The organism is [Phormidium] sp. LEGE 05292, from assembly GCF_015207735.1.
Lineage (GTDB): Bacteria > Cyanobacteriota > Cyanobacteriia > Cyanobacteriales > Aerosakkonemataceae > Floridanema.
On sequence record NZ_JADEWG010000070.1, the window covers coordinates 1 to 20,307 of the forward strand.

General features: G+C 39.7%; 20 protein-coding genes. 14 read left to right on the top strand and 6 right to left on the bottom strand.

The annotated features are described in order from the left end of the window. Positions 1 to 76: 76 nt before the first annotated feature. Entirely contained in the window at positions 77 to 1,618 is a 1,542-nt protein-coding gene (locus IQ264_RS18855) for a serine/threonine protein kinase (protein ID WP_228061646.1), read from the bottom strand. Between the two features lie 182 nt (positions 1,619 to 1,800). Between IQ264_RS18855 and IQ264_RS18860 the strand changes: the two genes are divergently transcribed. Continuing rightward, entirely contained in the window at positions 1,801 to 3,591 is a 1,791-nt protein-coding gene (locus IQ264_RS18860; RefSeq protein ID WP_193982348.1) for an iron uptake porin, read from the top strand. A 55-nt stretch (positions 3,592 to 3,646) separates the two neighbouring features. On the opposite strand, the gene IQ264_RS18865 is transcribed toward IQ264_RS18860, so the two are convergent. The 3 genes from IQ264_RS18865 to IQ264_RS18875 all read right to left on the bottom strand — a co-directional run bounded on the left by IQ264_RS18865 (position 3,647) and on the right by IQ264_RS18875 (position 5,628). Next, entirely contained in the window at positions 3,647 to 3,976 is a 330-nt protein-coding gene (locus IQ264_RS18865) for an S-layer protein (protein ID WP_193982349.1), read from the bottom strand. A gap of 120 nt (positions 3,977 to 4,096) precedes the next feature. Beyond that, the gene (locus IQ264_RS18870; RefSeq protein WP_193982350.1) at positions 4,097 to 5,257 is read right to left on the bottom strand and encodes an NAD(P)/FAD-dependent oxidoreductase; all 1,161 of its coding nucleotides are present in this window, start codon (positions 5,255 to 5,257) and stop codon (positions 4,097 to 4,099) included. A 20-nt stretch (positions 5,258 to 5,277) separates the two neighbouring features. Further along, complete coding sequence (locus IQ264_RS18875; protein ID WP_193982351.1) at positions 5,278 to 5,628, bottom strand: DUF952 domain-containing protein; 351 nt, start codon at positions 5,626 to 5,628, stop codon at positions 5,278 to 5,280. Positions 5,629 to 5,893: 265 nt separating this feature from the next. Between IQ264_RS18875 and IQ264_RS18880 the strand changes: the two genes are divergently transcribed. The 7 genes from IQ264_RS18880 (at position 5,894) to IQ264_RS18910 (ending at position 13,412) form a co-directional block, all read left to right on the top strand. Then, positions 5,894 to 6,133 carry a hypothetical protein gene (locus tag IQ264_RS18880; RefSeq protein ID WP_193982352.1) on the top strand — a complete coding sequence of 80 codons (240 nt, stop codon included), beginning with the start codon at positions 5,894 to 5,896 and terminating at the stop codon, positions 6,131 to 6,133. 144 nt (positions 6,134 to 6,277) lie between these two features. Next, positions 6,278 to 6,673 (top strand): GFA family protein, encoded by a 396-nt coding sequence (locus tag IQ264_RS18885; protein WP_193982353.1) that lies wholly within the window; start codon positions 6,278 to 6,280, stop codon positions 6,671 to 6,673. Positions 6,674 to 6,732: 59 nt separating this feature from the next. Further along, positions 6,733 to 7,833, top strand: coding sequence for a 3-isopropylmalate dehydrogenase (leuB, locus tag IQ264_RS18890; RefSeq protein ID WP_193982354.1), 1,101 nt, complete (start codon positions 6,733 to 6,735; stop codon positions 7,831 to 7,833). A gap of 80 nt (positions 7,834 to 7,913) precedes the next feature. Beyond that, on the top strand, positions 7,914 to 8,177 hold the full coding sequence (locus IQ264_RS18895) for a hypothetical protein (RefSeq protein WP_322744745.1): 264 nt from the start codon (positions 7,914 to 7,916) through the stop codon (positions 8,175 to 8,177). 472 nt (positions 8,178 to 8,649) lie between these two features. Next, positions 8,650 to 10,467 carry a PAS domain S-box protein gene (locus IQ264_RS18900; protein WP_193982355.1) on the top strand — a complete coding sequence of 606 codons (1,818 nt, stop codon included), beginning with the start codon at positions 8,650 to 8,652 and terminating at the stop codon, positions 10,465 to 10,467. A 2-nt stretch (positions 10,468 to 10,469) separates the two neighbouring features. Further along, entirely contained in the window at positions 10,470 to 12,587 is a 2,118-nt protein-coding gene (locus tag IQ264_RS18905) for a GGDEF domain-containing response regulator (RefSeq protein WP_193982356.1), read from the top strand. Positions 12,588 to 12,590: 3 nt separating this feature from the next. Beyond that, positions 12,591 to 13,412, top strand: coding sequence for a prepilin peptidase (locus IQ264_RS18910; protein ID WP_193982357.1), 822 nt, complete (start codon positions 12,591 to 12,593; stop codon positions 13,410 to 13,412). Here IQ264_RS18910 and IQ264_RS33475 read toward each other — a convergent pair. Further along, positions 13,409 to 13,534 carry a hypothetical protein gene (locus IQ264_RS33475; RefSeq protein ID WP_265583082.1) on the bottom strand — a complete coding sequence of 42 codons (126 nt, stop codon included), beginning with the start codon at positions 13,532 to 13,534 and terminating at the stop codon, positions 13,409 to 13,411. The genes IQ264_RS18910 and IQ264_RS33475 overlap by 4 nt on opposite strands. 362 nt (positions 13,535 to 13,896) lie before the next feature. Between IQ264_RS33475 and accD the strand changes: the two genes are divergently transcribed. The 6 genes from accD (at position 13,897) to IQ264_RS18940 (ending at position 18,114) form a co-directional block, all read left to right on the top strand. Then, on the top strand, positions 13,897 to 14,844 hold the full coding sequence (gene accD / locus IQ264_RS18915) for an acetyl-CoA carboxylase, carboxyltransferase subunit beta (RefSeq protein ID WP_193982358.1): 948 nt from the start codon (positions 13,897 to 13,899) through the stop codon (positions 14,842 to 14,844). Positions 14,845 to 15,040: 196 nt separating this feature from the next. Beyond that, positions 15,041 to 15,322, top strand: a complete 282-nt coding sequence (locus IQ264_RS33705) for a hypothetical protein (protein ID WP_322744746.1) — start codon at positions 15,041 to 15,043, stop codon at positions 15,320 to 15,322. A 126-nt stretch (positions 15,323 to 15,448) separates the two neighbouring features. After that, complete coding sequence (psbV, locus tag IQ264_RS18925; protein ID WP_193982359.1) at positions 15,449 to 15,940, top strand: photosystem II cytochrome c-550; 492 nt, start codon at positions 15,449 to 15,451, stop codon at positions 15,938 to 15,940. Between the two features lie 282 nt (positions 15,941 to 16,222). Next, positions 16,223 to 16,642, top strand: a complete 420-nt coding sequence (gene petE / locus IQ264_RS18930) for a plastocyanin (RefSeq protein ID WP_193982360.1) — start codon at positions 16,223 to 16,225, stop codon at positions 16,640 to 16,642. Positions 16,643 to 16,801: 159 nt separating this feature from the next. After that, the gene (petJ, locus tag IQ264_RS18935; RefSeq protein ID WP_193982361.1) at positions 16,802 to 17,134 is read left to right on the top strand and encodes a cytochrome c6 PetJ; all 333 of its coding nucleotides are present in this window, start codon (positions 16,802 to 16,804) and stop codon (positions 17,132 to 17,134) included. Between the two features lie 266 nt (positions 17,135 to 17,400). Next, on the top strand, positions 17,401 to 18,114 hold the full coding sequence (locus IQ264_RS18940) for a rhomboid family intramembrane serine protease (RefSeq protein ID WP_193982362.1): 714 nt from the start codon (positions 17,401 to 17,403) through the stop codon (positions 18,112 to 18,114). Here the strand turns inward: IQ264_RS18940 and IQ264_RS18945 are convergent. After that, positions 18,111 to 20,303, bottom strand: a complete 2,193-nt coding sequence (locus IQ264_RS18945) for a GumC family protein (RefSeq protein WP_193982363.1) — start codon at positions 20,301 to 20,303, stop codon at positions 18,111 to 18,113. The genes IQ264_RS18940 and IQ264_RS18945 overlap by 4 nt on opposite strands. Between the last annotated feature and the right edge of the window lie 4 nt (positions 20,304 to 20,307).

The window sequence follows — 20,307 nt, forward strand, 5'->3', positions numbered from 1 at the left end:
CTTCTGCCTTCTGCCTTCTGCCTTCTGCCTTCTGCCTTCTGCCTTCTGCCTTCTGCCTTTCTTCCCTTCTGCCTTCTTATTGACTGGGAGAAGTTTCCTGGCTGGGGGGAGTTATGGGTTCCGAGGATGGGGGGATGGGGGGCATGATTTGTAGAGGTGAGGGTTGTGAGGATTCGGTGTTTCGTGAGTTGTTGGCAGAATTGTTGGTTGGTGTGGGTTGGGTTTCTGGTGGGGAATTTGTTTCTGGGGTAGTTGAGGAATTGGAGTTGGAGGAGGAGTTGGAATTGGGGGTTGTGGTTTGTGATTGGTTGGAGTTAGTGGTTTCTGGAATAGTTTGGGTTGAGGGTGTGGTGCGGCGGTAGTTACGTACAGGTTGCTGGTAAGGCTGTTCAGAACGGACTTTGCGACGCGGACGTTGTGGGGTAGGTTGTTCTTCGGCTATAGGTGTTTTTGGTGAATTTTTGATTGTTGGTGAATTTGTTTTAGTTTGTGAATTTCTAGTTGGAGAGTTTTGTGGTGATGCTTCTGGTTCGGGGGTGGGGGAAATGGTGGGTTCTGCGGTAGGCCAATTTTCGGTAGGGGGAAAGGACTGTGGACGTTGTAAGATGGTTCCGCCATTGCTGAAGCGGAGGGCTAAACCAAATGTTATTCCGACTAGGGCGGCGATGGATGCGGTGATGGCTAAGGATTTGAATTTGCGATTTTGGAAGATGGGGGGAATGGCTACTTGCTGACGGTGTGGGTTGGCGATCGCACTATCTGGCACAATAGTTTCAGTGACGCTAGTTAGCGATGGATCTTCTGTTTGTAGAATTGGCAGTAGGGATAACCAATTTTCTATAGTTTGTGGGCGTTTGGCGGCTTCCATTTCCATCCCCCGCAAAATTGCTTGTTCTGTTTGGCGGTTAATGTTGGGGTTAAGTTCGGTAGGATGAGGAAGAGAAATGCGATCGCGCAATGCAGCTGCTACTGGTGGTTGTCCTGTCAGCGCAAAATAAAGCGTGGCAGCTAAAGCATAAACATCCGTAGCCGGACTACGACGGGCTTGTGGTAAATATTGTTCTATAGGTGCATATCCGGCTGATAATACACCTGTGTGCGTTTGGGTAACTCCAGGGGTAAATTCACGAGCAATACCAAAATCGATTAAAATTACTGTTTCTGTCCCTTCACGCCGAATAATATTTTGCGGTTTGACATCTCGGTGAAGTAAACCATTTTGGTGGACTACCTTTAAAGCAGAACCAATTTGACGAATGTAGCGAATGGCTTGTGGTTCTGTCAAAGGCTGTCCTGGGGCGACTAATTCGGCTAGGGTCGGGCCAGGAATATAATCCATAACAATGAAAGACTGACCATCTTCCTCAAAAAAGTCTAGCACTCGCACAATGTTGGAATGCTGACATTTGGCAAGTCTTTGGGCTTCGGCGACAAACTGTTGCTGAAAGCGATCGAAATACCCTTCGCGGCGCAGTTCTTCGTTAAGAGTTTTGATGACAACCGTCTGTCCTAGATAGTTGTGGGTAGCTTTGTAGGTAATGCCAAATCCCCCCTGACCAATAGCATTATCCAGGATGTACTTGCCATTTTGTAGGACTTTACCAGCAGTGATGTTCATGGAGCAACTGACGCAACTTCAAAGTATGCCAGCTTTCCATCATAAGCTACTCTTTGGCAATTGCCCCAACAGTATTATGCCAGTATCCGATCGAACAGTTTGTGGCTGAGTTTTACTATTAGGTATATCTAAGTTTGTTAGTATCATTCGTTCTACGAGCTTTTCTTTTGGTGTGAGGAGAAATGAATAAATTTTTGTGGCAGAGTTGGCTAATTAGTCCAGTAATTTTTTTTGCTAGTGGGTTAATGCCTTGGGGCGCGATTGCCGCAGATCTGACGGAAAATGGAAAAGGTAGGAATGTGGATGCGATCGTAGTTGCTCAGGTTCCCGATCTAGGCGATACTACTACCATTGATAATATAAATCAAACGGCAACAGATTCTCCCAATTCTTCCGAATTAGATCAGGTAACATCCGTTTCCCAATTGCGCGATGTTCAACCCACAGACTGGGCTTTTCAAGCATTACAATCATTGGTAGAACGTTACGGTTGTATTGAAGGTTATCCCGACAGAACTTATCGTGGTAATCGAGCAATGACTCGATATGAATTCGCCGCCGGGTTAAATAGTTGTTTGGATCGAATTCAAGAATTAATCGCTGCTTTACCCCAAGGAATAAGTAAAGAAGATTTAGATAAACTGCGAAGGTTACAAGAAGAATTTGCCGTAGAATTGGCATCGATGCGCGGTCGAGTTGATGCTTTAGAAGCCAGAGTTAGTGAAGTAGAAGCAAATCAATTTTCTACTACTACTAAACTTAATGGTTTTGTCGCTTTTAATTTCACCACAGCTTCTATAGCTGGAGATAATGTCAAAGTTGAAGGTTTTAGTGGCCCCCCACCTATAGCAATGCGCGATCCTGCCACTAATAAACCAATGGTTAGAAGAGCAACTAATCCCAATACTACCATGAGTGGATTAGCCTGGTTAACCTTGAATACTTCTTTTAATGGTAGGGATTCTTTAGTAACTAAATTAGTAGCAGGAAATGGTAATTCACCAGTCAATCAGTTGCTTTCTGCTGGGTTATTTAACACTGCTGGAACACCATTTTTCGATCAAACTGCTGGTGTATTTGCCAATGAAGTTGTACTTGGTGAACTGTTCTATAGTTTCCCTGTTGCTGACAACTTACGACTTACTGTTGGGCCGAGAATTAACTGGTATCTTCACTTTGATTTTAATCCTTTCACTCTGCCCTTTACAGGTGCTAATACTTTCAACGCAATCAACAGTTCTCTTCTGACTTATACCAAACGGGGTGCAGGTGCAGTTGTTGAGTGGAATATCTCGAAAAACTTTGAATTTCGCACTGCATATTTGACCGAAAGTATTGAATTTAATCCTGGCCCACGTCCAGCTGCCGATCCTAACATAGGTTTGTTTAATGGTGCAGACAGCATTACTGCTGAGTTGACTATAAAACCAACACCAACTGCTAATATTCGTTTTCTTTATCTGCACTCTAATTTACCCAGGAATCCTCTTGGACAAATTGCTAGACAGCCACTTTTAGGAGTAGCTGATGATGGTTTTGGTGGTAGACTTCATGATGCCTCTGCTGATACTTTTGGGGTAAACTTTGATTGGTTAATTACCAAAGGTTTTGGCATTTTTGGCCGTTATTACTATTCTAGTACCAATATTAGTCCGATTGACGAATCACGCCCTGATGGTAATATTAATGCCCAAAATATCCAAGCTGGGTTAGCTTTTCCTGATCTAGGAAAAAAAGGTGCTTTAGCAACTGTGAATTTTGTGATTCCCTTTGATGTTTTGGAAGGTCGGAAATTTTTAGTTGCTGGCGGTGGCAATGGCGGTACTCAATACGAAATTGGCACAACTTACTTCATTCCTATTACGCCCAATATTGGTATTGTGCCATCGTTGTATGTAATTGGAAATATCAATAATTTCGATGATAACCCAACGGTTTTTGTAGGTAACTTGCAAACCGAATTCCGCTTTTAGAGCATAAGTTCATAACCGTTCGTTGTAGGGACTGAAGTCCCTACAACGAACTTTCTTAGAATGTATTGTTTTGATTGTTTGGAGTAGTTGTTTGTAACCTGTTTCTTTGATTATTTCTAATTGTTTCAATTGCTGCTGGAGGTGTGTTTGGGCCGATCGCACCACAGTAATATAAGTTCATTACTGCTTTAAATGCCCAATCATTCGGTGATAAGTCTCGAAATGGTATGGGCAAAGTTTCTGGTCTACCTTGGACGCAAGCATTAATTATTTGATCTTCGGTAACTTGTACTGTGGTTTGAGGTGCGTTAGTTTGGGCTAGAGCGGGTAATCCTAAACACAGGGAAGTTAACAGAGTGGAAGTTGCTATTTTTAAGGGTTTCATAGTTTTTGCTGTTAAATAAGGACACTGGAAGCCAGGGAAAGTTTAGCCAGGATTTACAGAAATTAATCCTGACAATCATGTAAATCCATAAATCCCGCTCCTGGTTTTAGTTTCAGTTTTTTACGATAGTTTCAGTTGATTAATGATAGAATCTTCGCCAATTTGTGCTTTGGCAAAACGTTTTGCTAATGGGGGAATCAATACCAAAGGATTACTAAAACCGGAAAAAATGTGAATGCCTGTAAAATTGGGAATTGCCCCAATTACAGGTAAACGATTATGGCTAAATCCTACTAAACAATGATGCCATTTTCCTGGTAAATTCGCCAATTTGGGCAGGATTTTTCCAACTTGGGTACGCAGGGCAGTTTCGCTGGTATTGGCATTAATTCTAGCATGGCGATCGCTCAATGTCCGGCTAATTTGTCCAATGATAATTCTGCCATCTTGAAATTGAATTGCACCCGGATCTAAAATATATGGAACTATCTCTGTTTCTGGCTGTTCCCAAAGATGTTCAACTTCTGATTTGCTAGCTTCTGCTTCTAGTTGAAACCGTTTGAGTTGTGCTGGCATAACTAAAGTTCGTAACCTCAAATCAACGGGGGCTATTTCGATTAATTCAGCATGAGTAAAAAACAATCTAATGTTGATTTCCGCAGCTTTTAGTAAACTGCGGCTAACTCCCCCAGCACAAACCACAACATTAGCACTTTGGTAAGTTTCGTTGGCGGTTTTTATTCCGAAAATTTGTTGCTTTTCCTGAAGGAAACCTAAGACTTCGGCGATTTGGATTTTTCCGCCTAATCTAATCATAGCTTGAGTGTAACCTTGGGTAGTTAACTCCGGGTTAATATGTCCATGTTTAACTGTTAAAGCACCACTGATAGAGTCAGGATTTAATAAAGGTTCAACTTCACAAGCTTCTTGGCTATTTAACAGTTTGGGAGGAATAGCAAATTGGCTGTAAGCAGTGGCAACTTTTTCTGGATCTTCAGAGGTATCAATGGTTAAAATTAAGTCTAATTCCCGAAACTCTGTATCAGTCTCTAATTCTTCAGATAAAATGCGATGACGGCTAATTCCTTCGGCGCAAAGTTGCCTAGTTAATTTAGTTGTTCCTGACCAATATGCTAAACCACCGTAACTATAACGAGTAGAATTTTGTGGCTTAACATCTTTTTCTAAAAGTAGTACAGAAAAGCCTATTTTTGCTAGTTCGTAACTTAATGCCGCACCTGTGATTCCGCCACCAACAACAATCCAATCGTATGTTTTCATTTGCTAATTTTATTGAGTAGTTAAAGATTAAATTTAGCAAGTTCTGGGGGTAATTTAAACTTGCCGTTGGCATCTGGCCCAAAAGCGATCGCATCAATCACAGCATCAGTATTTAACAACCCATAAATATGGGGAAACTTTTCTTCTCCTACCGCTTCATATTTAATTTCTGGTTGCACTTTTTCTGATTCAATACAAAGTAAAATTAATCCGGTTTGATTAGCGAAAAAAGTGTTAGCGGTTTTTTCAATTTGTTCTATGGTTGAACAATGAATAAATCCCTCAGAATCTAATGTATTGTTATAGTAATTGCCAGTATTCTTTGCCTGTTCCCATTGTGCGGTTTCGGTAATGTGTAAAATAATCTTCAATTAATTGCCCTCCATCCTAAGCGGTCATTTCTCTACGGCTCAACTAAGCTTAACCTGAGTATAAATTATACATAACCTTAATAGCAGAAAATAGAAAAGAAAAGCAATGAATACCGACACCTCTTTGGGACTTACGCAAAAAGTGCAGTGCTATTACCTGTTTACTAAATTAGAGTTCCGGTAAACAGTTAACGGTTAGCTCCTATTTTTTAAGTTAAAGCGTAAGTCCTATTCGTATCTGTTATTTTTAATACTCTGGAATTATATGAGTGGTTTTTCTGAAGATAAATGGCAAAGAATTAAGTTCTTGGCTGCGAGATTGCAAGCAATTAAAAATTTATTGGAAAGTTTTGGTATAGAAGTCAATAATCAACCTTTTGCTGAAGATTTACAACCAATTAAAAGACAGTTAGAATCTGATTTTGAAAAAACTTTAGATGAATTACTAAAATTAATTGAGAATAGCAGCAATAATGGTAATAATAGCGAAGTAAATAATCATTAGGTTTCTGGTAAAACTGCAAAATATAGGATTTTTTACCACAGATATCCACAGATGCACACAGATTAACACAGATGAAATTTGAAGGCTTTCGGCTGGGAAAAAGATAAACTAGAAAGCAGAGCAAGAAGATAGGAGTATTTCCCGATGACAGCAGAAGTAGGAGAAGCTGTTACATATCAAGGTGGGTGTCACTGTGGCGCGGTGCGATTTCAGGTGGTGGTTGATGAGCACGAAGCCACAGATTGTAATTGTTCAATCTGTAAAAAGAAGGGTTTTTTGCATTTAATAGTTCCCAAGGAACAGTTTAAGTTGTTGCAGGGTGAAGATGCTTTGACGACTTATACTTTTAATACGGGAGTGGCGAAACATCTGTTCTGCCGAATTTGTGGGATACATTCTTTTTATATACCCCGATCGCACCCCGATGGCATAGATGTAAATGTACATTGTTTGGATGAAGATGTCTTGTCGCGGTTTCGCATTGTTCCTTTTGATGGGGCAAATTGGGAACAAAATATAAATAAACTGCGAAATAATTAGGATTTCGGTAACAATTAAATGCCAAAATAAATATTCTGCGATTTCAAGCTCAAACACACATGACACAAGCAAAAAAATATCGGATTACGCTTTTACCGGGCGATGGTATTGGCCCGGAAATAATGGCTGTTACAGTAGATGTATTAAAAGCAGTAGGTCAGCAATTAGATATCACCTTTGAATTTCAACAAGCAAAAATTGGTGGTGCTGCTATTGATGATACAGGCGATCCGTTACCACCCTCTACATTGGAAATTTGTCGCAACAGTGATGCCGTTTTACTCGCCGCCATCGGGGGTTGGAAGTGGGATAATTTACCTTCTCAGCAACGTCCAGAACGCGGACTTTTAGGATTAAGGGCGGGATTAGGTTTATTTGCTAATCTGCGTCCTGCAAAAATTTTACCCCAATTAATTGACGCTTCCACATTAAAAAAAGAAGTGGTAGAAGGTGTGGATATTATGGTGGTGAGAGAACTAACTGGGGGAATTTATTTCGGTCAACCCAAGGGAATTTTTCCCACAGAAAGTGGGGAAAAACGGGGTGTAAATACGATGGCTTATACTGAAAGCGAGATCGATCGCATTGGTAAAGTCGCCTTTGAAACTGCTCAGAAACGTGGTGGTAAACTTTGCTCAGTCGATAAAGCAAATGTGTTAGAAGTATCGCAGTTGTGGCGCGATCGTATTACCAAATTAGCCGCAGAATATCCTGATGTCGAATTATCCCATCTTTATGTAGACAATGCTGCAATGCAGTTAGTTCGTGCCCCTAAACAATTCGACACAATTGTTACCGGAAACTTATTTGGCGACATTCTTTCTGATGCAGCAGCGATGTTAACAGGCAGTATTGGGATGTTACCTTCTGCCAGTTTAGGTGCTAGTGGCCCTGGAGTGTTTGAACCAGTTCACGGATCGGCCCCTGACATTGCTGGTCAAGATAAGGCAAATCCTTTAGCACAGGTGCTTAGCGCCGCCATGATGCTGCGTTATGGACTTGACCAACCCCTCGCAGCCGATCAAATTGAGCAAGCGGTATTGCAAGTCCTAGACAAAGGTTATCGCACTGGCGATATTATGTCAGAAGGGATGAAACTTTTGGGCTGTCGAGGCATGGGAGATACCCTGCTGACAGAACTAGAAAACCTCCAATCTTAGGTCTTCCTTGTGTTAATTGGCAGCTAATATTATCAGCTGCCGCCGCACCTAACAAATCCAAGAGAAATCGGGGTAAAACTGTGCTAAAAGCTGGAAAACCACAGGTAGAAGTTAACATCAGTTCCGCAAATGTTCCGACTTTGGCAGACCCAGGTATACTGAAAGCTGCTCGTAACATTTATCGCATTTACTACGAAGTACATCCCAACATTTCGCATCGCCCTTTGGGTGTGGTAATTAATCGGAATAATTATCGAGGTAAACTGATTTTTGCTCAGAAAATAGTTCTCCTCCCCGCAGAATGTTTTGTGCCATTTAATGAAATTGAATCGGAATTATATTAACTTACTGATTCATTCATTGTGACAACTATAACTCAAAGTTTTTCAATGTAAATAAATTAAGCTTCGCTAATTGCCTGAAGCAGAATTTAGGCAAAATTTTACTTTTGGGATATTACTTACGCAAGTGTCGCAAGGCTTAAATAATTTTCTATGTAAAGCAATTTGCTAGTTATTAAATTGAGGTTGGTAGTAGGTAGTAGGTAATGGGTAATAGGATTCCTACTACCTACTACCCACTACCCACTACCTATCACCACGTTAGTAAATAGTAACTTGAGTTATGTATGTTGTTGAGTTGTGATAAAAAATACCAAATTGGGAAATACAACTTTGCTAATAAGGTTTAGTTAATTTATATATCTTATACATTGATTAGTCATAATGAATTTATTACATAGAAGAAATATCATGTAATTATAGCAACCTCTAGAAATGCTTGCTCGGCATTTACCAGAAATTAGACTATTGAACGATGAAACCGAAACAGACAGAAGAAGCACTCAGGGAAAGCGAAGCACGTTTTCGCAATGCTTTTGATTATGCTGCCATTGGTATGGCAATAGTAGGGTTAGAGGGACAATGGTTAAAGGTTAATCGTTCTATATGTGAAATTGTTGGTTACTCAGAACCAGAATTACTCAAGACTAGTTTTCAAGCAATTACTCACCCAGATGATTTAGAGAAAGATCTCAATTTGATGCAGCAATTATTAGCTGGCGAAATTCGTTATTATCACTTGGAAAAACGATACATTCACAAATTGGGATATACCGTTTGGATTCTTTTAAGTGGTTCTTTAGTTAGGGATGCTTTAGGTAAACCCTTACATTTTATTGCCCAAATTCAAGATATTACAGAACGTAAATTAGCAGAAGAAAAATTGCGATTGAGTGAGGAACGTTTACACTTAGCTTTAGAAGCTTCGGGGGAGGGTTTATGGGATTGGAATATTGTTACTGGAGAGTTTTATTTCAGTCCGCAATGGCTACAAATGTTAGGTTATGAGGTAACAGAATTACCATATCACGTTAGTACTTGGGAAAGTCTAATTCATCCCGAAGATCAAGTTTGGGTGATGGATAAACGAAACGAGCATTTAAAGAATGATTCTCTTCCTTATAAATTTGATTATCGGTTAAAAACTAAATCTGGTGAGTGGAAATGGATTGCTAATTATGGCAGAGTTGTAGTTCGCGATCGTAATGGAGCTCCTTTACGAATGGCGGGAACTCATCGGGATATTAGCGATCGCAAACAAGCTGAATTAGCTCTTATTTATAGTCGAGATCTCAAAGAAGCTATTTTTAATGAGTCTACCGATGCCATTTTTATCGTTGATGGTGAAACATTATTAAATGTAGATTGTAATAAACGAGCAGTAGAACTGTTTGAAGTTGACAGTAAAGATGAATTACTTAACATAGAAGGACAAAGTTTGCAAAAGCACCGATTTCTAGATACTGAGTTAACCAGTATCGTTGCAGAAATTAGAGAGCGGGGTTTTTGGACTAGAGAGCTAGAATATGTTACAAAAAAAGGTAACATTTTTTGGGGGAACTTTGCAGCAAAACAAATTCAAGTAGCAGGTCAAAAATTTAATTTGGGAAGAGTTACAGATATTACTGAACGCAAACAAGCAGATGATAAGATTAGAGCTTCTTTAAAAGAAAAAGAAGTCTTACTTAGGGAAATTCATCATCGAGTCAAAAATAACTTACAAGTAATTTATAGTTTACTAAATTTACAATCTAAATATATTCAGGAAGAATCAATTTTAGAAATATTCAAAGACTGTAAAAATCGTGTCAGAGCAATGGCAATGATTCATGAACAACTTTATGTTTCTAAAGATATGTCCCAAATTCAATTGAATTATTATATTAAAAACTTGGCTCAAGAATTATTTCGTTCTTATAAATTACCAGCTAGTCTCATTACTTTACATACTGAATTGGATGAAAATATTTTCCTAGACCCTGACTTAGCAATTTCTTGCGGTTTAATAATTAATGAATTGATTTCTAACTGTTTAAAATATGCTTTTCCCCAAGGTAGAAAAGGATCAGTCCAAGTCACAGCAAAGTTAGATTCGGAAAATAAACTAGCCTTGATAATTAGTGATGATGGAGTGGGATTACCTCAAGATTTCAGCTTGGAAACATTCAAACATTTAGGCTTAAAAATAGTTAAAGTTTTATCTCAACAAATAAATGGTGAATTTAACTATGAGAGTACAAATAAAGGCACAGAATTCAAAATTTTGATAAATTACAATTTAATCAAAAATTAAGCATGAAAAACAATATAAATATGGAAAAATCAAAAATTTTAGTGGTCGAAGATGAAGGAATTGTCGCTATGGATTTACAAACTACTTTAGAAGATTTGGAATATATAGTGACAGCAGTTGTAGATTCAGGGGAAATAGCTATTGAAAAAGCCAAAGAAACTCAACCTGATTTAGTATTAATGGATATTAGATTAGCTGGCAAAATTGATGGTATACAAGCAGCTGCAATCATTTGCTCAGAATTAGAAATTCCAGTAATCTATTTAACCGCTTATGCAGATAAAGAAACATTAAAACGTGCCAAGTTAACATTACCTTTTGGTTACTTAATCAAACCTTTTGAAGAAAGAGAATTACATACTGCTATTGAAATGGCATTGTATAAACATCAGATAGAAACGCAATTACGAGAAAAGTCCCAATGGTTTACTGCTATACTGCAAAGTATCGGTGATGGAGTAATTGCTAATGATAATAAAGCTTGTGTTACTTTCATGAATCCGATCGCAGAAAATTTAACTGGGTGGCAGCAAGAAGAAGCTATTGGGAAAAATTTATTAGAGGTTTTTCAAATAATTGATGAAATCGATCTTACTCCCATTCAAATTCCTGTGGCAGAAACACTAGAATCTGGTAATACTTTTAACTTACCGCCACAAAGTTTACTGGTGGCAAAAAATGGTGAACTAGTGCCAATTGGAAATAGTGTGGCACCAATTAAAGATAATCAAGGTAGAATTAAAGGTGCAGTCTTCGTTTTTCGGGATATTTCAGCACAAAAATTGGCTGAAGCAAAATTAGCCTACCAAGCATTTCATGATTCATTGACAAGTTTACCAAATCGAGCTTTATTTTTAACTCGATTGCAACAAGCAACAGAGCGAGCAAAACAGCAAGAAAATTACTCTTTTGCTGTATTATTTTTAGATATTGACCGTTTTAAAGTAGTGAATGATAGCTTAGGACATATCATAGGAGATCAACTACTAATTGCGATCGCATCTCGCATCAAAAATTGCTTACCTACTATTGACATGGTTGCTCGTTTCGGTGGAGATGAATTTGCTATTCTCCTAGAAAATATTTCAGATATTCAAGTTGTTTGTGGAATTGCTAACCACTTGATTACAGAATTAAACCTAGCTTTTATTATCCAAGATTATGAAATATTTGCTAATGCTAGTATCGGTATTGTTTTGAGTTCTGAAACTATCGATGATATGGAAACTTTACTCCGCAATGTTGACATTGCTATGTATCGTGCCAAGCGATTTGGAGGAGAGTGTTATCAAGTATACGATACATCTATGCACGCTCAAGTTGTAGCACAGCTACAGCTAGAAACTGATATGCGTAGAGCAATTGAACGCCAAGAATTTGTAGTGTATTATCAGCCAATTGTTTTATTAACCAACTGCCAAATAGTCGGTTTTGAAGCTTTAGTGCGTTGGCAACATCCGCAACGTGGTTTAATAAATCCTGGGGAATTTATCACTTTAGCAGAAGAAACGGGATTAATAGTACAAATTGATTGGTTGGTAATGCGTCAAGCTTGCCAACAAATGAAATTATGGCTAGAGCAAATCCCAATTGCGGAATCTTTAACAATCTCAGTAAATCTTTCCGGTAAACAATTCGCTCAAGCAAATTTAGTCGAACAAATTACACGAATTTTACAAACTACTGACTTAAATACCCGTTTCTTAAAGCTGGAAATTACTGAAAGTACAATTATTGAAAATACTGAATCTGCGATCGCCATAATTAATCAATTAAAAGAATTAGGTATTAAAATTCATATAGATGACTTTGGCACAGGTTATTCTTCTTTGAGTTATCTTCATCGCTTTCCTAGCAATAGCCTAAAAATCGATCGCTCTTTTATCACAAGTATAGATGATGATATTAACAGTCTAGAAATTTCCAAAGCTATTGTAATTTTAGCTCATAACTTAGGCATAGAAGCAATTGCCGAAGGCATAGAAACACTGCAACAACTAACAAAACTCCGCCAATTGCAATGTGAATATGGGCAAGGCTATCTTTTTTCTGCACCCTTAAATCAAGAAGCAGCAACAAACTTAATTACATCGTCAATTCAAAACTTCCGAGGAGAATGAAAAGTGGATTTTTTCATAGAATTAACCCTCAATATATTTGTGTTTTTCTTAGGTTCATGTCTTGGTAGTTTTCTCAATGTAGTTATCTACCGACTACCAGCTGAACTATCCTTACTTTATCCACCCTCTCGCTGTCCTAAATGCTTAAATCAATTAAAAGCTTATGATAACGTTCCGGTTTTTGGTTGGTTATGGTTACGTGGGCGTTGTCGCTATTGTAACAGCAAAATTTCTCCCCGTTATCCTTTGGTAGAAACTGCAACGGGAATCTTATTTTTGTTGGTTTTTTGGCAGTTCGGTTTCTCCCTACAAACCATTGCTTTTTGGACGTTTTTATGCTGGTTATTAGCCCTGGCATTAATTGATTTAGATACCATGACTTTACCCAATTCTCTAACTCAATCAGGTTTAATCATTGGGTTATTGTTTCAATTTATACTTGGTTTTTTGCCCAATTACAACTTAACCCAAGGAATTAATCAATTAATCGCAGGTGTAGTAGGTGCTGTTTTAGGAATTTGGATTTTTGACTTGATTATTATTGTAGGCTCGATGATCTTTGGACAAGCTGCTATGGGAGGAGGAGATGCCAAATTAGCCGCTATGATGGGAGCTTGGTTAGGTTGGAAGTATTTATTATTAGCTGGATTTTTAGCTTGTTTAATAGGATCTTTTGTTGGTGGAGCAGCGATCGCTCTTGGCTTACTAAGCCGACGACAAGCTATGCCCTTTGGTCCTTTCCTGGCATTGGGGGCAGCAATAACTGTTTTCTTAGGTGAATTAATTTTATCAACCTATTTAAAAGTATTTTTTCCTTTGGGCTAGGAAGTTGCTTGGTTTTGGGGATTTGGAACATGATTTTGTATAACTACAATCCATTTACCTGTCTTTGGATCGCGATAAGTAGTAAATGGATTCGGCTTTAAGCACTTGTCGTAAATTTTCATTTGTGTATAGTCTCCCAATGGTAACTATGAAATATATTCTACTTTGGAACACATTTCCAGTAGCGTGATTACTAGCAAGGAAACAATGTGACTTTTCCGTTGTCAAAATGTAATTTATATCACATTAATAGTGTGATTTGCTACGGGTATTAGCATCAAATATACTAAATTTGATGATTTTGCCTAAACTTGTGCTAAGATCCGTAAACGCCGAAAATTAAGGCGTTAAAAAAACAGGCTGAGAATCGTCAGTTCCTTGGTTAAAACAGGAAAAAAATGGATCTTCATCCATATCTAAGATCAAGTTTTCCAAAGCAGTTTAAAGTGGTGATACTTAGGCTTAGTTAAAAAAAACTATTTTCATGTCTTTATTTGATTGGTTTGCAAATCGGAAGAAATCCACCAGTCCCATTAGTCAAGAACGGCAAGAAAGAGAAATTGCCGATGGACTGTGGACAAAGTGTGAAGCTTGTGGTGTGGTGGCCTATACCAAAGACCTGAGAGCTAATCAGATGGTTTGCCGGGACTGTGGTCATCACATAAGGATTTACAGCAATGAGCGCATCCGTCAGTTAATAGATAATAATACTTGGATGCCGATGGATGAGGGAGTGCGTCCCACAGATCCGCTGCAATTTCGCGACCGCAAATCCTATCGCGATCGACTGCGAGACACCCAAGAAAAAACTAGTTTAGTCGATGCTGTCAATACTGGAGTCGGACTACTCGAAGGCGAAAGAGTCGCCTTGGGAGTAATGGACTTCCGGTTTATGGGTGGCAGCATGGGTTCAGTAGTAGGCGAAAAACTCACCCGCTTGATTGAAAGAGCCACACTGGAACGCTTACCCGTAATCATAATTTGTGCCTCTGGCGGAGCCAGAATGCAAGAAGGAATGTTGAGTTTAATGCAAATGGCAAAAATTTCAGCAGCCTTAGAACGTCATCGAGAAGCTAAACTGCTTTACATTCCCGTATTAACCCACCCGACAACCGGAGGTGTAACCGCCAGCTTTGCCATGCTGGGAGATATTATTTTGGCAGAACCAAAAGCGACGATCGGCTTTGCAGGTAAACGAGTTATCGAGCAAACCTTAAGAGAAAAATTACCAGAAGGTTTCCAAACTTCTGAATATTTGTTACAGCACGGTTTCGTAGATGCGATCGTCCCCAGAACTAACCTCAAATCCACTCTAGCCCAACTAATTCGCCTCCATCGTCCCCAACCAACCCAGCCAACCACCCATCACGTCTCCTTATCAGGAGTAATAAACGTCGGTACAGAACGCTACGCACCAGTCTCTCCAGAATAAAGGCAGAAGGCAGAAGGCTCCAAGGGAAAAAAGGGTAAAAGTTAATTTTCTCTTTGTCTCGCCTGTCCCTCTGCCCCCCTGCTCGCCTGCCCCTTTGCTCGCCTGCCTCGACGGGAACTTTTTAATTCAGCCTTAGAAAAGGTGCCGCTCAGTGGCATCATTATGAGAGAGACTCAATCTTTTGTAAAAAACCAGTATGGGTTTTGCTAATCTTTCGATAGCCGAAATCGCAGCGGATTACGACACTTCTGTAACAGCAGTGTTCCAAATTTGCGATCGATTAGGCATTCCTTACAAAAACCCCCAGACTCGTTTGGCTCTGGAGGATGCGAAGGCAATCATTTCCGAAATTATGGCTCATAGTCAAGGCCCAGACACTAACCACCAGGAAGATTTATTCTCGGAAAACCAGAATTCAACTTCTTTAGCAGCTGATGTCGAGCCTTGTAAATCCTCTGAGCCAGAGTCACCCAGTTAAACCCTAAGAATTGGTATGCTGAGCTTCTGCGCTTAACTGTTGAGGCAATAAGTTTTGCCAGAGTTCACTGAGATTGAGTCCCTAAATAAATTACAATCACGCTCGCCTTATTGTTTTGGGAGAACAATGCTAAAAAAATACTTCTGGCTTGCTGTGGCTACCCTAGTCTTCACCTTTCAAATGATGGTGGGTAGTGCTTTTGCCACTGAACTCGATGTAGAAACCCGTACTGTGACTAAGAATGCACAGGGCGATACAATAGTACTGACCCCGAAACAGGTGGAGAAAGGCAAACGCCTGTTTAATGCGGTCTGCTCTCAATGTCACAATGGTGGAGTTACCAAAACTGACCCAAACGTAGGTCTAGAACCAGAAGCCCTGGCTTTGGCAACTCCGCCCCGTAACAGTATCGAAAGTTTGGTGGATTTTATGAAAAACCCCACCACCTACGATGGAGAAAATTCGATCGCAGAAACTCATCCTAGTATGAAGAGTAGTGACATTTTCTCAGAAATGCGAGACCTTACAGATGATGACCTCAAAGCAATTGCTGGTCACATTCTGATTCAACCAAAAATTGTCGGCGTTAAATGGGGCGGTGGCAAAATCTATTTCTAAAGCCACTTTCCTTTAGAGCAAACAACCAAAATCAACAGTCAAAAGAAAGAGAAAATTTGCTGATTAGCTTTTTCTTTTGACTTTCCCGCAAGGGGCAAAGCACAGATTAAATCACCCAATTAATCGGCATTTGGTAAAGATTTTTCTGTTTGGATAACTATACTCCAGACTCATCTCTTTGAAATTGCTGGCAAAATTGAAGATTATTCCAGCAGAATTGTCCACTTGCTTGGTATTTTAATTTAAGGAAACCAAGTTCAATGGTACTCTCAGGAGAAGACTATGAAATTTATGAGTGCAATTTGGCGGCGCTTGAGTTTAGCATTATTGACTATGGTATTAGTCGCGAGTAGCTTCGTTGTCATGACCTCCCCGGCAGCTGCCTCAACTGTTACCGTCAAAATGGGTACAGATAATGGTGGGCTAGGTTTTGATCCAGCGAAAGTGACCATCAAACCAGGAGATACTGTAGAGTGGGTAAACAACAAAGTTCCCCCCCACAACGTAGTTTTTGATGCAGCTGCTAACCCTGCTAAGAGCGCAGATTTAGCAAAATCTCTTTCTCACAAGCAATTGGTAATGAAACCTGGTGAGAAAGTTTCGGCAACATTTCCTGCTGATGCTGCTGCTGGTGAGTACACTTACTACTGCGAACCCCATCGTGGTGCAGGTATGGTTGGCAAAATTATTGTTCAGCCATAGCAGTTTCACGTCCTAATTTACCTTACCTGCTAGTAGCAATGACGACAAACTTTCTGGTTCTTTTTGGTTAATAACAGTAAAGCATTTACCAGAAGCATAAAATGTTCTTGGGCAATAATTTTACAGCTTGCTGAGTAGGTTGAGCCAAGGAGAAACACTTTGAAAAAATTAGTTACAGTCCTATTGCTAACCATAGCAATATTGACTTTTACTGTTAGTCGTCCTGCTCTAGCAGGAGATGCAATTACCGGGGCTAAAATCTTTAGTGCTAATTGCTCTGCCTGTCATTTGGGTGGAAACAATGTAATTATGGCTAATAAAACCCTGAAGAAAGAAGCTTTAGAGAAGTATACGATGAACTCTCTAGAAGCTATTACCAATCAGGTAAAGAAAGGTAAAAATGCCATGCCAGCTTTTAATGGTCGTCTTTCCGATCAGCAAATTGAAGATGTAGCTACCTACGTATTAGAGCAAGCCCAAAAGGGTTGGTAGCATATTGGTCAAGTCGCTTAAATTGGTTAGCAAATTTACAGATGTTTTATTTAAGGCAGTAGCCTTTTCCCTTAGTTTGGTTTGTCCTTCTAAGGGTTATTTTTTATGTTTTATCAGGGAACGGCGAACAGAGAAAAGGAAAAATTTACCAGTACCTCAAAAGTTTGAGAGATACTCTACCATTCGATTACTTACCCGAAGTTAGAAGACAGTACCTCAAAAGGTGGGATATCCTTCAGCTAAATGTTTGTAAAGGAATAGCATCAATGGTACCCCTTCGTGATGAAAATCCGACCGTAATCACTCCTTATGTGACTTATGGGCTGATTATTGCTAATATTCTGGCTTTTGTATACGAATTGAGTTTACCACCCCAACAATTACTGAGCTTTTTTCATATAGCAGCAGTAGTACCAAGAGAACTGAGTGCTAGTTTTGCTGGTATGCCAATAAATCAACCATTACCAGAATGGACAACATTAATTACATCTCAATTTCTCCATGCTGGTTTTGCTCATTTAATTGGTAATATGTTGTTTCTCTGGATTTTTGGTAACAATGTGGAAGAAGCGTTAGGCCATGTCAAATTTCTGATTTTCTATTTAGCTTGTGGCGTATTAGCAGGATTGGCACAGTGGTTTTTTGCGATGCAGTCGGGGATTCCTTCTTTGGGTGCTTCAGGTGCGATCGCAGGAGTTTTAGGAGCCTACATTCTCAAATATCCCAATGCTAAAATTCTTACATTTTTTGGATATTTCTTATTTTATGTTCCGGCTTTCTTCTTCTTGGGTCTTTGGTTTGTCCAACAAGCATTTTATGGCTTTGCTAGTTTACAAGCTCCAGCAAATGTCGGCATGGAAAATGGGGGAATCGCTTACTGGGCACACGCAGGTGGTTTTGTTTTTGGTGCAATTTTAGCACCTATTTTGGGTTTATTTGCCACTCAATCTCGCCATCAATCTAACTTTGAACAGTTTTAATTTGTTGGTACTTTGACTTCTTCCGGTTGTTGTTCCTCTTTCTCTGTAAAAGTTTCACTTTCTGGTTCCGGCACCATTAATTGTTGTTCTGTGAATAGCAAAGTTTTAGCGATCGGAATATCAGTACCATTAATAATGCCACCCAAGAACCTAATATCTTCAGATTCAGTTAATTGTTCCGCTGCTTCAGAGAACATACTTTCTACGGTGTAACCTGGTCGAGCCACTAGTATAATGCCATCAGTCATTGGCTCTAAGACAAAGGTATCATTACAAAGGCTCAAAGCCGGAGCATCAACAAATACCATATCAAAGCGACCGCGCACATCTTCTAATAAGCGACGGAATTCACTGGATTCTAGGATAGCGGCTGGTTGTTGTATTGGCCCTGGAGTTGGTACTAAGTACAGGTTTTCCACCTCTGGTACCAAACGGATACAATCACTCCAGTTACCGTAGTAACGTAAAGGTTCTATGGAAGCATCTGGATCGGGTGCGACTTTGACACTTCTAGCGAGGGATGGCGATCGCATATCCGCCTCGACAATCAAAGTCCGCTTCCCGGCACGGGCAGAAGTAATAGCCAAATTATAAGCACTGACACTCTTCCCTTCTTCATTGGTAACACTGGTTAACAAAATTACTTTCACTGGATTTTCTGTAGCCCGACGCAAATTAGTCCGTAACCGTTCATAAGGCTCCAGATAAGGTGAATGAGGATCTAAAATAATTGGCGTTTCTCCTAATTCTGGATCTGCGATCGCCACATAAGGCAAAATTCCCAACACGGCGATATCCCGTTGCACCATTGCAGCGCGGATATCTTCCATTGTTTGGAATACACCACCCAGAGAACCCAAAAGGAAAATAATTGCCCCGCCAATAACTATTCCTACCAAACCTCCAGCCGCAATAATAATAATCGGACTCATCGCTTCTGGCGCTAACTTAATAACTTGAGCTTCTCCTTCTGGAATCCAAGTACTGACAGTTTCCGCTTCTGCTGTTTGAGCATCCGCCAAACTTGCTTGCATTTGGCTATACACATTTTGCTTCAGTTGCAACTTTTCCTGTAATCGTGCTTGCCCTAACTGTTTGTTCGGAATCGTAGCGTATTCCTTTCTTAATTTTTGTTCTTGCTGCATCAGACCCTTTAGTTGCTGTTGCAGGGTTTCCTTTTGAGTCTGCAAGGCTACCAATTGATTAGCCAGTGATTGTCTAGCCGGATCGAGATTGCTATCTTGACGAACTTCATTCGCACTTTTCAGGGGTGCAACCATACCGTTACCACCAATCACTTCATTAGCACGCTGTCTAAGCAATTCCTCATAAGATTGTATTTGTTTCTGAAGCTGAATAATATTTGGATGTTTTGGTCGCAAATCTTTCTTGAGAATTTCCAACTGAGATTCTGCTTGGTAAATTTGCACTCGCAAATTAGCAATAATTGGGTCAGCACTAAGAGCGGAAGAAGCGTAAGCTTGGTCTGGATTTAATCCTAACCTTTGTTGCAAACTCGCTATTTGAGTCTCAATTCCTTGCAATTGTAATATTACTGCTGACTGCTGTCCTTGGCTAGCCAAAATCGATTGTACTAAACTACCATTCTTAGCAGCTAATAAAACTGAACCTTCCCGTTTAGTATATTGTTCCAGATTCCGTTCTGCTTCTCTGAGTTCCTTTTCTACTAAAGGTAAACGTTTGTTAATTTCGTTCATAATCGCTGTTAAGCGAACCGTATTGATTTTGCGGCTGAACTTACTTGATTCTTGTAGCACCGCGTTCACTACATTTTCAGCTCGTTTTTTATCTGTATCTGTGTACTTCACAGTGATTCTAAGTGCTGGTGCTGCTTCGCCTTTTGCTGCTGGCTTGGGTAAGCTGATATTTAGTTTTTTTACTAATTCCTTCACCTCTACTTTTGCCTGCTGTGCCACTGATGTAATTACATCGTTATTTTTGATCAATTTTAAGGAAGGTACTGGTTGTTGAATGTCGGTTGCTGTTTTAGAAAAAACTACAGTTGGAGGATTAGCAATCAGACCTCCTTCAGCCTGGTATTCTGTTGGAGGTGCTGGTTGTTTAGCAACGATAACGGATACCCCGGTAACTAACACGCAAGCGGCTAATCCAGTCCATTTATGTTGACTAAAGGCGATAAGATAGCGTTTAACAATTGGTAATGTCATAATA

Bases quoted from the DNA above. Each gene is read 5' to 3' on its own strand.
- IQ264_RS18855 (WP_228061646.1), bottom strand. From the start codon at position 1,618: ATGAACATCACTGCTGGTAAAGTCCTACAAAATGGCAAGTACATCCTG.
- IQ264_RS18860 (WP_193982348.1), top strand. From the start codon at position 1,801: ATGAATAAATTTTTGTGGCAGAGTTGGCTAATTAGTCCAGTAATTTTT.
- IQ264_RS18865 (WP_193982349.1), bottom strand. From the start codon at position 3,976: ATGAAACCCTTAAAAATAGCAACTTCCACTCTGTTAACTTCCCTGTGT.
- IQ264_RS18870 (WP_193982350.1), bottom strand. From the start codon at position 5,257: ATGAAAACATACGATTGGATTGTTGTTGGTGGCGGAATCACAGGTGCG.
- IQ264_RS18880 (WP_193982352.1), top strand. From the start codon at position 5,894: ATGAGTGGTTTTTCTGAAGATAAATGGCAAAGAATTAAGTTCTTGGCT.
- IQ264_RS18885 (WP_193982353.1), top strand. From the start codon at position 6,278: ATGACAGCAGAAGTAGGAGAAGCTGTTACATATCAAGGTGGGTGTCAC.
- leuB (WP_193982354.1), top strand. From the start codon at position 6,733: ATGACACAAGCAAAAAAATATCGGATTACGCTTTTACCGGGCGATGGT.
- IQ264_RS18900 (WP_193982355.1), top strand. From the start codon at position 8,650: ATGAAACCGAAACAGACAGAAGAAGCACTCAGGGAAAGCGAAGCACGT.
- IQ264_RS18905 (WP_193982356.1), top strand. From the start codon at position 10,470: ATGAAAAACAATATAAATATGGAAAAATCAAAAATTTTAGTGGTCGAA.
- IQ264_RS33475 (WP_265583082.1), bottom strand. From the start codon at position 13,534: ATGAAAATTTACGACAAGTGCTTAAAGCCGAATCCATTTACTACTTAT.
- accD (WP_193982358.1), top strand. From the start codon at position 13,897: ATGTCTTTATTTGATTGGTTTGCAAATCGGAAGAAATCCACCAGTCCC.
- IQ264_RS33705 (WP_322744746.1), top strand. From the start codon at position 15,041: ATGGGTTTTGCTAATCTTTCGATAGCCGAAATCGCAGCGGATTACGAC.
- psbV (WP_193982359.1), top strand. From the start codon at position 15,449: ATGCTAAAAAAATACTTCTGGCTTGCTGTGGCTACCCTAGTCTTCACC.
- petE (WP_193982360.1), top strand. From the start codon at position 16,223: ATGAAATTTATGAGTGCAATTTGGCGGCGCTTGAGTTTAGCATTATTG.
- IQ264_RS18940 (WP_193982362.1), top strand. From the start codon at position 17,401: ATGGTACCCCTTCGTGATGAAAATCCGACCGTAATCACTCCTTATGTG.
- IQ264_RS18945 (WP_193982363.1), bottom strand. From the start codon at position 20,303: ATGACATTACCAATTGTTAAACGCTATCTTATCGCCTTTAGTCAACAT.